Below are 14,618 nucleotides of genomic sequence, written 5' to 3' on the forward strand. Positions count from 1 at the left end.
ATAGTTCAGCGGCCAGATGCACGGTTGTACCCAGCCCGGCGTGGCCGTAAGACAATTTATTCGGATGCGCTTTGGCGTAGGCAACCAGTCCCTTGAGATCGGTGACCGGCAGCGTCGGGTTGATGGCAATCACAAATGGCGCGTTGCTCAGCAAGCCTATCCATTGAAAATCGGTGACCGGATTATAGGGCGGCTTAGCGCGTGAAATCGGTGCCGATACGGCCGTTGAACCGGTCGCCATCATCAATTCGCTGCCATCCTTGCGGGCTTGCAAGAAACCGAGGGCGACCGTCAAACCGCCTGCGCCGGGCTTGTTGTCGATGATGATGGTGTTATCCATTTCTTCACGCAATGCACTGGCAAAAATGCGTGCAAAAGTGTCGCCCGAACCACCCGGCGGAAAGCCGACCACGATCTTGATCAGTGCATCAGACGCGCGTGCTTGCGCCGGGCCGATATGCAATACCAGGCTCGAGAGCGCGACAGCGGCGCCCTGAATAATATGGCGACGCTGAAGCGACGCGGGGATGCGATCTGTCATGGCTGGTTTACCTTTAGCGATGGGAAGCGGATGCCGGTACAAATGCGGAGATTTAATTTGCGCCGGGAAGTCTCATAATTCGTGATATCGAATTTATATTCCTTATTTCGAAAAATAATAACACGCGATTCAAGGTATGCTTATTTTTAAATGCAACATGCCGCGTTCGCACGCATACAGCGGCGCATATCGGAGGAAATTAAAAATGGAGGAACAGCAGGAAAGAAAGACAAGCAGAAAAAGCATAGAGAAGAAAAATCAAGGATGCCGCAAACATGTTGCTGCAGCATCCTTACAGCGCGAAACCATCAAATCGCTTTGACGTCTTGCGCGACATAGACCTTAACTTGTTGGTTCAGAGTATGGTCTGGCGCGACACGGTTCAAATCAAAGGCATACACATTGGTGCCAACGTTAAAGTTCCAGGCAAATGATTTGTCGCCGGAAACAAACCGGACCGTTTGGCCGCTGGTGACATTCACATACTTAGTAGCCGGTGTGATATTGATAGTTTGCGTTGCTGCCTGTGCTGATGCCGCTTCACCAAGAAACTTGAGCTGTGGCTGTGCTGCAAACGATGATGCGCAAGCGACGGCAAGCAGCGATGCAACGAGCGATGAGCGCAATGTGGTGGTGGTGGTACGCGTAGAGATAGTGTTGCTGGACATGATGAACTCCCTTGAATGTTTAATGCGGTAACAAAATAACGACTTTGATTTCTTAACCCTATTTTTTGAGTCAATTGTTGTATCGACAAAATGAATTATACGCTTTAGTTTGCATGCAAACATTTATTATGAAAACTTCTATGATAATATTTTGCATACAAACAAATAGAGGAAAACTATGAATGAGACCATCCCCGAACACGACCGCGACTTAATGCACCTGACCATGTCCCTCGGCCAATTAACCCGCGCCTATAAGGTCGCCGCCGATCAAAATGTCGCCAATTACGGTTTATCGCAAGCCACTGCATGGCCGCTGGTGATGATCGCCCGGCTCGGCAACGGCGTGCGCCCGGGTAGCGTGGCTGAAGCATTGGGACTAGACCCGGCGTCCGTGGTCCGGGTGATCGATCATTTGATTACCGCAAAATTAGTCGAACGACGTGAAGATCCGACCGATCGCAGGGCGAAGTTACTCTATCTGACCGACGAGGGAAGTTGTCGCGTACTGAAACTGGAAGCGGCGCTGCTGCCATTTCGGCGGCAATTGTTTACCAATGTCGATGACGCCGACATCGCCGCATGCTTGCGGGTGTTTGATGCGTTGGGTAGTGCGCTGGCAGCGGGGTCGGCGCGCCTGTAAGTCTGTATGTAAGTCCGTATGTAAATTGCATTCGGGGCGACTTGCGCGCCCCGATACCATCTCTACGGCAACATCCGTTTCAACGTGCCATCTTTAAGAATATATTGGTGATATAAGGCCGCCGCCACATGCAACCCCACCACGGCGATCAATACCCAGGCGGTTATCTGATGTATATCGCCTAACTGGTCCCCAATCCAGGAATCCTTCGCCGACAATGCTGGCAGAGGGATGACGCCAAACAACTGCACAGACCAGCCGCGTGACGATGCGTTAGCCCACCCCATAAGCGGAAGAGCGACTAATAGCAAATAAAGTAAACCGTGCGTTGCGCGTGCTATGCGTTGTAAAAATGCTGACCCACTCTGCGCTGGAATAGCTGGCCGATGGGTCAAGCGCCAGACCAGACGCATCAATACCACCAGCACGATGAACACACCGACCGACAAATGCCAACTAATTAATCCAACCGGTTGCGTATCGTGTTCCACATCGGGCATAAGCCACCCAACTGTATATTGGATCACGAGCAAGGCTACGATGAGCCAGTGAAATAGCTTGGCGGGGGCGGAATAGGAGCCAGAGTTTGTGGTGTGCATTTTTTACTTTGCGTGCGTTGGAAATTATTATTGTAGCAATATAGATTGATGATCGGCGTCAATCTGTACAACGATTTATACAACGATATCGACATGTTGCTGTGAACCTGTCAGGACTGAGAAACACCATGCGGCGAAGGTGACAGCATCTGGTACTTAGGATTGCTATTCGCACTCTGCGAATGTTTCTGCATTCGCCGACTGGCACCAAAAATCTCATCGGCTATTTATCCCGGTACGGGGACATCCTGCGCGTGTCGTTCAAATTTCATCCTCATTAAAGTAATGCAACGCATGACGCGCATAGTCGATTGTTTGATTCGTCAAACAATGTATTACTTCAGGCAGACATAGCCTACTCAAAAAGGTCCGCGGGAACTTCAGTAATGTGCGGTGCAACGCCTAAAGCAGCATTGCACTGCCTCTCAACAACATCAGCGACACGCGCCATCATTGCAACGTCTGCACCTTCCTGCATCAACGCGGTGGTCAGTGTTGGTAATGCCTGCAGACAGGCATGTGCAAGACGTTTTAGCTCATTGGCTACTAAGCGCGGCTTGAGGTTATTTTCATGCGCCAACTGCGCCCAATCGCAGGCAGTAATCTTTGTCGGATCGAAATTATCCCCAATCGCCATCGCCAGAGAGTCTTCCAGCCCGGCACCCACAAAAACAAGCGTACTAACGAGGTCATACATGGGCGTCAACAAGAGTCCACGGACATCGCAAAAAAAACTGACGTTCTTTGCATGCGCATCAGTGTTCCCGATAAGTACTTGAAAGATCACCCAACGAAGAAATACCAGTTGAGCCAGACCCGGCACTGGTGTGTTGCTTTTGTCACCCAGCAGCCTGAAAAACCGCTTGAGAGACGCCCCATCACGAATATAGCGTACGTATTCACCATCCCCGTGCGGACGCTCGTACTTAAAATCAACGGAGAGTCCTAACGCCTGACAGCCGTCGATACAGTGCAGGCGTTGCACCTCAAGCTGTCCTGCGTTTGCAGTCTTCAGTTGTCGGTCAAAACGTTCAATCACCAATACTGGCTCAGGAACATGCTTCAGGTACGCCGTTGCCACAGGCAAGCCAAGTGAACGGGCCAGTCGCAAACACATCAACTCATTGGTCGTCATGCCTGACAACAGCGTTCGAACAGGTTCAGGTTTGAGAATTAGCGTTGAGGCCAGCGTCGGGTCGTCCACAAGAAACCATTGCCCGGCGCGTTCGTAGACCGCGAGTTTGTCTTGATAACCGGCAATAGACAGGCGTATCTTGCCGTCCCAAATGGTGAACGGCGCGGAGGGTCGCAGGCGAATACGTTCCGACAATTCGGCCTCTGACAACAATCTCGGTACCGCGTCGAATCTTCTTTGGTTTTCTTCAGGCAGAGAGATGACCAATGCCCCCGCTGTTTCTCGCCCGAGAGCATACAAAAGTCCCGGAATATTTGCTTTTGAGACTTTATTGACTTGCGCCGCATCGTCCAGCGCCTGACCTTCCGGCAGTAAATTCTGAAAAAACTGACGGACTGCAGCGCTGTGCTGGTCAAGGGTTTCCGGGATTTTGTCAGAGAGTGGATTTAACGGCAAAGACGGACATAGTGCAAACCGCCCATCCCACCCTAGCCAGGTTTCGGCATACTCAAACGCAAATCTCCCCGTGCTGCCGTCATACGACAACTCTCCGATTTTTCTGCCCTGTGCCCAGACAATGAGCTTCATTCGAGGTTGTCGCTATGCGCTATCTGATGACGGATTTTCTCCCGGCAAGTCGCCGGAACCGCAAAAAAGCTCACGCCAAGCGCATCTGCAATCTGTAGCACTTTACCAATGCTCACCCCCGGCCTACCGGCCTCAACATCTACCAGAGTCTGCAAAGACACCCTCGCCACGAGTGCGGCATCACTCATCCGAAGGCCTGCTTGTGTGCGAGCCGCTTTAATTGACTTGGCCACGACTGAGACCGCATCAACAAAAGGGTCTTTGGGAAATTCCGTTCGTTGTATTGTTTTCATATGCCCTACTTTTAATTCTAAGATAGTGGAATTATAGATCTCACTTAATCTAATAAGCTATTTAATTCTGTAATAGCAGAATTAAATAGTTTATTGAGAAAATATTCTTATTTAAATCCACAATAGCAGAATTATTTAAAGTTCATAAGTGAAAAATTTATTTAATTCTACAATAATAGAATTAAATAGCATGCCGATCTGGATATTTTCACCTCCGGGTCTCGGTCAATTCTTTCAGCACGCTGGCGCTCTATAGCCAGCCGGGCAAAACTCGCCTCATCAGCGACTGAAATATCAGCGTAGTTTCGTGGCCTTGATCGATACATTTACTCCACTACAGGCGGCCTTTAGTGACGATATTCCTTCTATATAGATTTCAAATCCACCTACACTATCTATTCACAAACCCATTCACACAACAATTCAATCCCATGTAACCCCACGCCCAAGCCATCCAAATCCGACTATCCGCTGGCCCGCGATCAGCACCCCAACTCATGACAGATATCGGCGTAAGCCAGCCAACAATCTCTCGTGCACTGACCGAGCTGAGTAACCACATCGTGCGCATAGGTGCTGCGCGATCCATTCAGTACGCGTTACGCGACACCATGCGCGGATTGCCAGACATCTCGATTCATCGAATCGATGCAGAAGGTCGGATACAGCAACTGGGAACACTCGTCCCAGTCCGTCCGGAAGGGTTTGTCATGTGCCAGGCCGACGGCGTGAACTTACACAGCGACGGCTTGCCATGGTGGTTGTCGGACATGCGGCCCCAAGGATATCTGGGCCGGGCTTACGCAGCTCGCCATGGTGCACAACTCAGGCTACCGGAGCGGCTCACTGACTGGACCGATACCCACGCCGTGCGGGCGCTGCTGGTGCATGGGCATGATGTTGTCGGGAATCTGCTGCTCGGCGATAGTGCAAGGGATCGCTTTATCGCCACTCCCGTTCCCCATCCAATCACCCAACGACAAAAAGCCCGGGAATATGCCCGGCTGGCACTAGAAACCGTCCACGGTGAAGTAGCCGGATCATCAGCCGGAGGCGAGCAGCCGAAGTTCACCGCCCGTGCCATCACGCCAGACGGGCCTCGCTACGTGATTGTGAAATTCAGCGAGTTGGAAGAAAGTCCGGTCAGCGAGCGCTGGCGCGATCTGCTGTTGGCCGAACACCTGGCCCTCGACACGCTGCGCGCAGCCAACATTGCTGCCGCCAAGACGCAGATCGTTGACCACGGCGGTCAACGCTTCCTTGAAGTCGAGCGCTTTGATCGCATCGGCGACCTGGGCCGACGTGGGCTGTTCTCTTTGTCGATGCTGGATGCCGAATTCATCGGGGCAAGAACCGGCGGCTGTAGTGACCTGCATTTGAAACGGGGTGGACCAGCATTCCAGCCGATTCTCGGCCAGGAATAACTGCAACTGAAGGCCCTCTCAAACCAGCATTAGCTGTAAATGAACCTGCATTTATCCGCACCGACCTGCATTCCATCGCCACGAACCAGCATTATCTGCAACTGACCAGGATGTTCAACACCGCCTTGGTATCTGCCTCGATTTCGGCCAGCACACCCAGCCAGTGGCCGATGACTCGCTTGACGCTCGCCGCCGGCTGGGTGTCGCGCCAGACCGTCAGGATGCGCTGGTAGCCGACCAGATCGGCCCGCTGCACGCAATACGCCGTCGTCATCTGAGTTGCCTCGATGTCGGTGAATGCTCCGGGGGGGGGCGGCTGGCCTGCTCCAGCAGGCCGACCTGGGCGGCAGTGTTGCTCTGGATGCTCCGCAGGTGCTCGATGATGAGCGGCAATCCGGTCGGATTCGGCCAGGCAAGGATTTCGATTTCCTCGGCCGTACCGGTGCCGGTTGCGATCCTCAATACATCGTGGACGCCCGCTCCGATCAAGTCCGCCTTTGGGATATTCGTATGCGTCCACGGGAACAGCTCCTGTTTCTGTGCGACCAGCATGCGCAGGTCCTGCTTGAATCCCTGTTCCAGACCGGGAGGCGGTGCCTCCTGGTTGTCGGCCTCGACCATTTGCCAAATCCGCTCGATGTGGTCCTCCTGCTCGGTGCTAAGAAACAGGCTGATGTTCCACGCCAGGCAGCAGCTCATGACCGCCTTCTTCCGCGCCTCCAATTCTTCCACGAACAGGACGTGCGGCAGCATGAAGGACGAAAAGCAGGACGCGACTGTAAATTGTTTGAATTTCATAGGCAGAATCAGATGGGCAGGCCAGCGGCAAGCATCCGGTCGCGCAGCTCCGCAGTGCGCGCCGGTTCGAGTTTGTTGTTGAACAGCGCACGGATTTCCGCCGGCTTGGCGTCGAACTGTTCGACCATGTCCTTCAGCCTGTACCCGTGGCGGGTCAGGGTCGGCTCCAGATCGTCAAGCTGGCGAGACAGCACGGTTTCCACCAGCGCGGCCGTGACAGGCTTCTCGCCGGTCTGATAGCCCGCTTCCAGTGCCAGTGTCAGGTGCAGTTGGACTTGCAGCGGTGTGCGCAGCTTGGTGGCCAGGATATCGATGGCCTCGCCGTTCAGGATCGACTCGGGATCGGTGGTCGGGGCCGAGCTGGCACCAAGCAGCCACAGGATGTATTCGCGCTGGCTGCCGGCGACGCCATCGAGCGTGAAGATGTCGGTGCGGTAGCCGATTTCCTCCATGGTCGGGCGGCGCAGGTCGTTGCGCAGCTTCGGATGGCCGGCCAGAATCACCGACAGCCGGCCGCCTGCATCCTCGACCACTTCCATCAGGCGCTTGAGGCCGATGAGGGTGTGGCCGTTCAGGTCGTGCGCTTCGTCGACGAACAGCGCCACGGGCCGCTTCCCCTTCTTGACGATCTCCTGCAATTCCCGCTCGCGCTTCTCGCTCTGCTTGGGGATTTGCACCTGTTTGTCCTGCGTCAGGTCGTAGTAGAGCGTGGAGATCAAGGTGGCCAGTTTGATGCTGTGTTTTTCCACCGACAGCGACTTGGCGACAGCCACGCGGTTTTCGTCTTTCAAAATCTGCTGGAGGCGGCGCAGCGTGACCGTCTTGCCGCTGCCGACAACACCGCACAGGGCGATCAGCCGCCCCTCAAGGGTCGCGCCTTTGATGTCCTTGATGAGCTGCTTGTGGTGATCGGTTTCGTAGTAGCCGGCCTGGCTGAGCGGCTGTGTCAGCCCGTAGTACTGCATCACTTCAACTCGCATGGTCCTCTCCAGTCTTCTTGTTTCGGAAATAATCTCGTATGCGCGCGAGCACGACGCTGGGTGTCAGCGTCTCGCTCAGCACCTGGTCGATGACGGCGCGATCCTCTTGCGACAGCTTGGCCAGCGGCTTGGCCAGCTCGTCCGCGTCAGCAGTCGTAGCTGTGCTCGGCCTGGAAGCGCACAGCTGGCGGTTGCCGGCGCAGACGCGGCTGGTCGAGGTGCCAAAGTGTAAGGTACTGGTTGACCGTGCTGCGCGTAAGCACGCCTTGTGGCGAGCGTACCAGCCCTTGCGCTGTCTCGACACCATATTCCTCTAACAGCTCGATGGCGCGCTTCGTGGACAGGTGGCGGCCCTGCTTGTTGGTGGTGCGCAGCTTGAGGGCGGCGACCAATTCGCAGTAGCGCTCCAGCTCCGATTTCGGCAGCACACGCGGCTTGCCGTGATCGGTGCGATGGATCACGCGTGGCTTCAGAAAATCCTTCAGGGCGCGATACACGGACGTGGTGGAGATGCCGTACAGTTCGGACATGGCGCGCACCTGCGCGGCACGCTCCGGACTTTTGTGAGGCAGAGGGTCAAGCCGCTGTCGCAATTGCAGCAGCGATTCGACCGGGATATGCTTACGCCACCCGGCCGCCATCGCTCTCAGCCTTGTCGAGATAGTTGTAGAGCGTGGATTTTGAAATTCCCATCATCTTGCAGATTTCTTCAACGGTATGGTTCCGTTCCCGATGCAGTTTGACGGCGAGCGCGAGCTTGACAGGATCGAGTCATTTCGGCCGCCCGCCCATGCGGCCGCGCGCGCATGCCGCGACAAGTCCGGCCTGTGTTCGCTCGCGGATCAGGTTCCGCTCGAACTCGGCCAGTGCGCCGAACAGGTGAAAAACCAGCTTGCCGCCGCTCGACGTGGTGTCGATGTTTTCTTGCATGCTACACAGCCCGACCTTGGCCGCCTCCAGCCGCTCGACCAGCTCGATCAGGTTCTTGAGCGACCGGCCCAGCCGGTCGAGCCGCCAGATGACTACGGTGTCGCCGGCACGCGGCATGCTCATGAGGGTGACCAGCCCGGTACGATCCGCCCTCGCACCGCTCGCCATGTCCTCGAAGACGCGCTCGCAGCCGGCCGCCTGCAACGCATCGCGCTGCAAGTCAAGGTTCTGGTCGTCGGTCGAGACACGGGCGTAGCCGATCAGCATGGTGACTTGTCCAATAAATCACGAAAATTCAGTATAGCTGGACTTTGAATATTGGAAAGGGATTGTGGATTGTCGTTGTGCTTGAGCTATCAGCCGTTCGCTGACCGGACGCGGGAGTGCAACAAACCCACGTTTGTTGGACCGGTTGGGAAAATAATTGACTTTACCAATGTAATACGTACACTGAGTAGGTCCTACATTTCACTTCGTTCCAATGGAAATCATGAAACCAAGCACCGACAAGCCAATGACCGTCCGCCTTCCGGCCGACCTGGCCGGTCAGCTCGAAAAGCTCATCCAGGCCACCGGCCGGAACAAGAGCGCGATCACCGTGGCCGCGCTCAGGGATTATGTGGAAGCCGAGTCCTGGCAAATCCAGGACATTGAGCAAGGTATCGCGGAAGCGGACTGCGGCGAGTTCGCAAGTGCCAGCGAAGTAAATTCTTTCTTCGCCAAGTATGGCGGTTAAGTGGACCAAAACCGCGCTGGCCAACCTCGTCGCCATCGTGGAGTACATCGAGAAAGACAACGCCGAACGGGCAAAGTCATTTGCGCTGGAAATCCAGGCGAAAACAAACAGCCTAGCCGCGTTTCCCGGCATGGGCAGGCCTGGTCGCGTGATCGGTACTCGCGAGCTGGTAATACACCCCAACTACATCATCCCATACCGGATGCGTGGGGACGTGGTTGAAATTTTGCGCGTTCAACACGTCGCCCGGCGCTGGCCCCGGCATTTCTAATTCCCGTCTTCAATGCGCATGTGGCAGTAGACACCGTTGGAACCTGCAAGAGAGGAAAATATGTCTACAGATAATTTGCATCCGGTTATGCAATATGGCCTGCGCCAGTCGGAAGCGATTGCATGTTTGCGCCTGCAAGGGCACAAGCAGGCTACCGTGGTCCTGCTGTATGCCGCTATCGATCAAATGGCGTGGCTGTCTGTCGAAGGGGAAGAGGCTGGGAACAAAGGCTTCAAGGAATGGGTTCAGAAGTACATGACGAACCAAAATCCTGCGTTGCTATCAGGTGCATCGGCCGCAGATCTATGGGGCGCTCGATGTGGAATTTTGCATACCGGTGCGCCGGAATCCAACGAGTTTAAGAATGGAAAGGCCCGGCGGATCTACTATTCGTCAAACGTCGGTCAGGTCACAACATCCGATGCCGAGGTGCTTGTTCTGTCCCTGGAGTGGCTAGGCACTGCATTTGCGTGCGGACTTGCCTTCTTCTTGGAGGATTTGAAATCCGATGCAGGCAAGGATGCAAATGCACGCGCCAAGCTGGCGCGGATGCTCATTGATCAGCCAGCGTAGCTACTAAGGAAATTTTCGATGAACTTGAATTTGATCTATGCCGACATTGAGGATCGTCTCGCGCCACAGCTTGATCTTGATGCTTGGGAACGAACCGCTTACTACCACTTGCTTCGTCATACGCGACTTGAGGGCAAGCAGTCGGCCCTATTTTCAATAGGGCTCCTATCAAAGGTGATTCCGCTTAGTGACTTCAAGGTACGAGATGTTCTTCGAACCCTGGATCGGAAGGGTTGCACCAAGAATCTCGTAACCCGAAGAGGCTATGAAGTTACGGTGTACCTACCAAGTGAAATTCCAATCTTGACTGATAGCGTCAAGGTCGAGTCATCAATTGACATTGAACACCTGGACTTTTTTACAGGCAGGACATACTTGAGTTCATTATTGGAGCGAGAGGGGAGATGCTGCTTTTACTGTTTAGCTAACGTAACAGAAGAAAATTGCGAACTTGACCACGTCGTCCCGCAGCTGGCCGGTCACGACAATTCCTACAAGAATATCGTTGTTTCTTACCACTCTTGCAATCGAAAGAAAAGCGGGCAGCACGCCCATGACTATCTTCGAGCAATTTATCGGCAAGGCTTACTCGGTGATGAGGAACTTCGCTTGAGGCTTCACGCCCTTGAACGGCTTCAATCCGGCGAACTGGTGCCAATTTTATGAATGTGCATGAGAAATCCACAGGGCAGCCTTGCTGAGCCAGTTCGAGTATTCACTTGCAAATAATGCTGGTTCGCGGCGATGGAATGCAGGTCGGTGCGGATAAATGCAGGTTCATTCGCACCTAATGCTGGTTTGAGGCGGCCTTCAGTTGCAGATATTCCTGGCCGAGAATCGGCTGGAATGCTGGTCCGGCGCGTTTCAAATGCAGGTCACTACAGGTAGCTGGTCAGTCATTGCACGCCGCCTTGCCGCTGAAGGTCACATTCGTCCCGAGGCAGCCGCTGGCGCAGATCTGCTGTGGGCCTTTGGCATCCTGATCGGCAACACCGATATGCACAACGGCAACCTGTCATTCATGGCAGACCATGGTCGGCCTTACGACATTGCGCCAGCCTACGACATGACCCCAATGACCTTCGCGCCCCGCAGTGGCGGAGGCCTGCCAGCCACCCTCTCCGAGGCAACGATTCACGCCTGTGTGCCTAACGCAACGTGGCGGCGCGCAGAAGAATTAGCGCGCGCGTTCCTCGGCAAGGTCATGGCAGCCACAGAGTTTAGCCACCGATTTGGACCGTGCATCGCCGCGTTGGAACAACATATCGAGACCGCCAGCGCCAAGATCGGACGGCTGGGGTGAGTCTGGCGCAGGAATTATTGATGCACTACGCAGAGACAACTCAGACCAAACGGGCCTTAAATCTACCACGCCCAAGATATCTACCACGGCCATGATTGACATCATGGCCGTGGTAGATATAATGACCACGATAGCAACCAAGGGCATCAACCATGTTTCCATCTTCCCCATCCAAAAGCCGAGGCGAGAACGCGGAGGCTTTCGTAGCCGATCTATTCCAGGCCCACGGCTGGGACGTCGATCGCTCGCCAGAATACGAAAGAAAACATCCCGACCTGCTGTTCCGAAGGGACACGCAATGCTTTGTCGTGGAGATCAAATCACTGGCAGAAGGACGCCCCGATCGCGTCATTCCGATGCTGTCGCAAGCCATCCTGCAAGCACAAACACATGCTTTCGATGCGGGCAACGCACAGCCTCTTGCCGTGATCTCTGTAGAGAATGCATCGCAGTCCCTCTCCAAACAATTCGCGTCGTTTGCTGAAGAATACGCGCCGAATGTCGCCGTTGGCCTCGTTTCCAAGAATGGACTCAGATACTTTAGAGGGGCGGGTCTGGAGGAGCTGAATGCCGAGCCGGAAGCGCTACGACGCTACGCAAGCGCACCATCGCATCAACCCGCCAATCTCTTCTCGGATCTCAACCAGTGGATGCTCAAAGTACTGCTGGCCCCTGAAATCCCCGATCACCTGCTACAAGCACCAAGACAGCAGTATCAAAGTGGTACCGAACTTGCCGAGGCCGCCCAGGTATCGCCCATGAGCGCCTCCCGGTTCTTGCAACAACTACGCAACGAAGGCTATATAGACGATGCTTCGCGCTATCTCACTCTTGTGCGGCGTCAGGAATTATTCCATCGCTGGCGCTCAGCCGTGATGCGCTCTGCACCCGAACTGCCGATGCGTTTCCTCATTCGCGGCCCCATACAAAAGCAAATCGGCAGCCTGCTGGCAAGTCATCAGGGCGCATCTTGTCTGGGGCTATTTGAGGCAGCCGAAGCATTAGGACTCGGACACGTCAGTGGTGTACCGCCCTATATCTACGTGCCAAAGCTCCCGCGACCTGACGACAAGCAATGGCGAGCGCTGGCAGCCGCCTCCCCTTCCGAAATGCCAGACCTCATCGTCCGACAAGCACTGACACCGAAATCGGTCTTCAGAGGTGCCGTCCACCAAGATGGCTTGATCGTTTCTGATGTCATCCAGGTATGGTTGGATGTCGCCCATCACCCCGCGCGTGGTGAAGAGCAAGCCAACCTGATCTATGAAAAAATCCTGCGTCCGCTCACAGGCAACTGAAATGAACGACCAGGACGCACTCGCCAAGCTCGCTCAGGCACTCTCCCCATGGCGTGCCCATCTCGTCTTTATCGGAGGATGGGCACATCGCATCCACCGATTTTCCCCAAGAGCCAACAAGCTGGAATACCAACCGGTATTTACGCGCGACACTGACCTGGCATTTGCCAACAAAGCGCCCATCGAAGGCGATATCAAAGCCGCCCTGATTGAACAGGGCTTCAAGGAGCAGCTAGCCGGAGAACACAAGCCGCCCGTGGCCTACTACACATTGGGCGAAGAAAACGGCGGCTTCTACGCCGATGCCTCACCGTCTTGCGCTTACGAATAACTTCGGGATGACGGTTGTTGTGCGAAGCTTAACGAACGCCTTTCTCCGATATACTAGCCACGAACTACCACAGTGACACTTCCCACTATGCACCGACTTAAAACCTGCGTCCCCTGAACGGCAAGCAACCGCGTAGCATCGTTAAGCGCACTTCCAGAATTAACTTCAACAGGAAATAATATGTTGCAAAGATTGTATGCACACAATTTTCGTTGCTTTGAGAATTTCGAGTTCAATGTTGAGCTGGCACATTCAAGCTTACTCATTGGCCGTAATGGAAGCGGCAAGTCCACACTCGCTGCGGTCCTTGAAGTTTTTCAACAAATTGGCCGTGGAACAAGCAAGATCAGCCAACTTATCGGGCCTCGCGATTTTTCCAATGCCAGAACTTCCTTGCCGATGCGTTTGGAGTTGGACGTCAAACTCGATGACCAGACATTCTCCTATAGTGTTGGATTGGAGCTCCCCGAAGGATTCAGAGACCTGCGTGTGGTTGATGAAGCTCTTCGAGTAAACGGCGCGTCAGTCTATGTTCGCAAGCATGCCGAAGTAGCGCTCAGTCATCAGTCGGGAGCTGCCGCCAAAACAAAAAACGACGCGCAATTCAGAGTAGATTGGCATCAAATTGCGCTACCGCTCATCCAGGAGCGCTCTGATAAAGACCCCTTACATGTGTTTAGAAAATGGCTGGCGCAAATGGTCATCCTTGCGCCACAACCTCGCCAGATGGGGGGCGAGTCGCGTGATGAAACTTTGCAACCGGTGCTCGACGGCACAAACTTCACCGATTGGCTCGCAGGTCTGTTAGGGCAATTTCCGGCGGCCTACGCAACCATCGACAGCTATCTGCAAGTAGTGTTGCCGGATTTACAGGATTTTCGCAATGAAGTCGTCGGCAGTGAAAGCAAGCGACTACTCGTCAATTTTGCGCGTGACAACGCAAAGCTCGCGTTACGTTTCGACGATTTGTCCGACGGCGAAAAATGCTTTTTTCTATGCGCCACAATCTTAGCCGCCAATAAAGCTTATGGTCCGTTGTTCTGCTTCTGGGATGAGCCGGATAATTACCTCTCATTACATGAGGTCGGACACTTCATTGCAGCCCTACGTCGTGCATTTCAAAATAAGGGGCAGATTGTCATGACCTCGCACAATGAAGAAACCATCTTAAAATTCTCTGACGAAAACACTTGGTTCATGGGACGGAAAAGCCATTTAGAACCAACCCAAATCCGCACATTGGCAGGACTGCGCAGCGAAAAGAAATTCGAAGGGGACCTGATTCAAGCATTGATTTCCGGGGAGCTGATGCTGTGAGTAACAAATTCTTACCGCACCTGCTGATCCTTCCGGAAGATGATGCCAACCGTGAATTGGCAAACGGATTTCTGCTTGATGACCGCGTACTTGAGAGAAACATTCAGGTACTGAAACCGGCAGGTGGCTGGAAAAAAGCTGTAGAGAACATTAACAACTATGGACTTCACGTTCACTCTCAACGACGACT

General features: G+C 54.1%; 21 protein-coding genes and 1 pseudogene. 11 read left to right on the top strand and 11 right to left on the bottom strand.

Features of this window, described 5'->3' with window-relative positions; all coding sequences use genetic code 11:
• Together ACVBEF_RS17200 and ACVBEF_RS17205 are read right to left on the bottom strand one after the other, a co-directional pair.
• Window positions 1–541: Bug family tripartite tricarboxylate transporter substrate binding protein (locus ACVBEF_RS17200; protein ID WP_447125150.1), on the bottom strand; the 541-nt coding region annotated here is incomplete at its 3' end.
• Between the two features lie 308 nt (window positions 542–849).
• Complete coding sequence (locus ACVBEF_RS17205; protein WP_447125151.1) at window positions 850–1,209, bottom strand: CzcE family metal-binding protein; 360 nt, start codon at window positions 1,207–1,209, stop codon at window positions 850–852.
• A 178-nt stretch (window positions 1,210–1,387) separates the two neighbouring features.
• Between ACVBEF_RS17205 and ACVBEF_RS17210 the strand changes: the two genes are divergently transcribed.
• The gene (locus ACVBEF_RS17210) at window positions 1,388–1,852 is read left to right on the top strand and encodes a MarR family winged helix-turn-helix transcriptional regulator (protein ID WP_447125152.1); all 465 of its coding nucleotides are present in this window, start codon (window positions 1,388–1,390) and stop codon (window positions 1,850–1,852) included.
• Window positions 1,853–1,914: 62 nt separating this feature from the next.
• Here the strand turns inward: ACVBEF_RS17210 and ACVBEF_RS17215 are convergent, their stop codons facing one another.
• The 3 genes from ACVBEF_RS17215 to ACVBEF_RS17225 all read right to left on the bottom strand — a co-directional run bounded on the left by ACVBEF_RS17215 (window position 1,915) and on the right by ACVBEF_RS17225 (window position 4,467).
• Entirely contained in the window at window positions 1,915–2,451 is a 537-nt protein-coding gene (locus tag ACVBEF_RS17215; RefSeq protein ID WP_447125153.1) for a cytochrome b, read from the bottom strand.
• 355 nt (window positions 2,452–2,806) lie between these two features.
• Window positions 2,807–4,174, bottom strand: coding sequence for a HipA domain-containing protein (locus ACVBEF_RS17220; RefSeq protein ID WP_447125154.1), 1,368 nt, complete (start codon window positions 4,172–4,174; stop codon window positions 2,807–2,809).
• A complete protein-coding gene (locus ACVBEF_RS17225) occupies window positions 4,171–4,467 on the bottom strand; it encodes a helix-turn-helix transcriptional regulator (RefSeq protein WP_447125155.1) in 297 nt (98 codons plus the stop codon). Before ACVBEF_RS17225 ends, ACVBEF_RS17220 begins: the two co-directional genes overlap by 4 nt.
• A gap of 452 nt (window positions 4,468–4,919) precedes the next feature.
• On the opposite strand from ACVBEF_RS17225, the gene yjjJ reads away from it, so the two are divergent.
• On the top strand, window positions 4,920–5,891 hold the full coding sequence (gene yjjJ, locus ACVBEF_RS17230) for a type II toxin-antitoxin system HipA family toxin YjjJ (protein ID WP_447125170.1): 972 nt from the start codon (window positions 4,920–4,922) through the stop codon (window positions 5,889–5,891).
• Window positions 5,892–5,982: 91 nt separating this feature from the next.
• Here yjjJ and ACVBEF_RS17235 read toward each other — a convergent pair whose 3' ends face one another.
• The 6 genes and pseudogenes from ACVBEF_RS17235 to ACVBEF_RS17260 form a co-directional block, all read right to left on the bottom strand.
• Window positions 5,983–6,165, bottom strand: coding sequence for a hypothetical protein (locus ACVBEF_RS17235; protein WP_447125156.1), 183 nt, complete (start codon window positions 6,163–6,165; stop codon window positions 5,983–5,985).
• Window positions 6,162–6,689 (bottom strand): hypothetical protein, encoded by a 528-nt coding sequence (locus ACVBEF_RS17240; RefSeq protein WP_447125157.1) that lies wholly within the window; start codon window positions 6,687–6,689, stop codon window positions 6,162–6,164. The genes ACVBEF_RS17235 and ACVBEF_RS17240 overlap by 4 nt, the downstream gene beginning before the upstream one ends.
• 8 nt (window positions 6,690–6,697) lie before the next feature.
• Window positions 6,698–7,669 (bottom strand): ExeA family protein, encoded by a 972-nt coding sequence (locus tag ACVBEF_RS17245; RefSeq protein WP_447125158.1) that lies wholly within the window; start codon window positions 7,667–7,669, stop codon window positions 6,698–6,700.
• A gap of 146 nt (window positions 7,670–7,815) precedes the next feature.
• A complete protein-coding gene (locus tag ACVBEF_RS17250; RefSeq protein WP_447125159.1) occupies window positions 7,816–8,199 on the bottom strand; it encodes a hypothetical protein in 384 nt (127 codons plus the stop codon).
• A gap of 91 nt (window positions 8,200–8,290) precedes the next feature.
• Window positions 8,291–8,416: pseudogene (locus ACVBEF_RS17255) on the bottom strand (helix-turn-helix domain-containing protein); the annotation flags it as partial.
• 24 nt (window positions 8,417–8,440) lie between these two features.
• Window positions 8,441–8,866 carry a recombinase family protein gene (locus tag ACVBEF_RS17260; RefSeq protein ID WP_447125160.1) on the bottom strand — a complete coding sequence of 142 codons (426 nt, stop codon included), beginning with the start codon at window positions 8,864–8,866 and terminating at the stop codon, window positions 8,441–8,443.
• Window positions 8,867–9,080: 214 nt separating this feature from the next.
• Here ACVBEF_RS17260 and ACVBEF_RS17265 point away from each other — a divergent pair, with 214 nt between their 5' ends.
• The 9 genes from ACVBEF_RS17265 to ACVBEF_RS17305 form a co-directional block, all read left to right on the top strand.
• Window positions 9,081–9,335, top strand: coding sequence for a CopG family ribbon-helix-helix protein (locus ACVBEF_RS17265; RefSeq protein ID WP_447125161.1), 255 nt, complete (start codon window positions 9,081–9,083; stop codon window positions 9,333–9,335).
• On the top strand, window positions 9,325–9,606 hold the full coding sequence (locus ACVBEF_RS17270; protein WP_447125162.1) for a type II toxin-antitoxin system RelE/ParE family toxin: 282 nt from the start codon (window positions 9,325–9,327) through the stop codon (window positions 9,604–9,606). The genes ACVBEF_RS17265 and ACVBEF_RS17270 overlap by 11 nt, the downstream gene beginning before the upstream one ends.
• 60 nt (window positions 9,607–9,666) lie before the next feature.
• Window positions 9,667–10,179 carry a hypothetical protein gene (locus ACVBEF_RS17275; RefSeq protein ID WP_447125163.1) on the top strand — a complete coding sequence of 171 codons (513 nt, stop codon included), beginning with the start codon at window positions 9,667–9,669 and terminating at the stop codon, window positions 10,177–10,179.
• An 18-nt stretch (window positions 10,180–10,197) separates the two neighbouring features.
• On the top strand, window positions 10,198–10,845 hold the full coding sequence (locus tag ACVBEF_RS17280) for an HNH endonuclease (protein ID WP_447125164.1): 648 nt from the start codon (window positions 10,198–10,200) through the stop codon (window positions 10,843–10,845).
• Window positions 10,846–10,993: 148 nt separating this feature from the next.
• Window positions 10,994–11,482, top strand: a complete 489-nt coding sequence (locus ACVBEF_RS17285) for a HipA domain-containing protein (protein ID WP_447125165.1) — start codon at window positions 10,994–10,996, stop codon at window positions 11,480–11,482.
• A gap of 152 nt (window positions 11,483–11,634) precedes the next feature.
• The gene (locus ACVBEF_RS17290) at window positions 11,635–12,780 is read left to right on the top strand and encodes an RpiR family transcriptional regulator (protein WP_447125166.1); all 1,146 of its coding nucleotides are present in this window, start codon (window positions 11,635–11,637) and stop codon (window positions 12,778–12,780) included.
• 1 nt (window position 12,781) lies between these two features.
• Window positions 12,782–13,111 (top strand): GSU2403 family nucleotidyltransferase fold protein, encoded by a 330-nt coding sequence (locus tag ACVBEF_RS17295; protein ID WP_447125167.1) that lies wholly within the window; start codon window positions 12,782–12,784, stop codon window positions 13,109–13,111.
• Between the two features lie 180 nt (window positions 13,112–13,291).
• The gene (locus tag ACVBEF_RS17300) at window positions 13,292–14,428 is read left to right on the top strand and encodes an AAA family ATPase (protein ID WP_447125168.1); all 1,137 of its coding nucleotides are present in this window, start codon (window positions 13,292–13,294) and stop codon (window positions 14,426–14,428) included.
• Window positions 14,425–14,618: hypothetical protein (locus tag ACVBEF_RS17305; RefSeq protein ID WP_447125169.1), on the top strand; the 194-nt coding region annotated here is incomplete at its 3' end. The genes ACVBEF_RS17300 and ACVBEF_RS17305, both read left to right, overlap by 4 nt.

This window comes from Glaciimonas sp. GG7 (assembly GCF_052976905.1).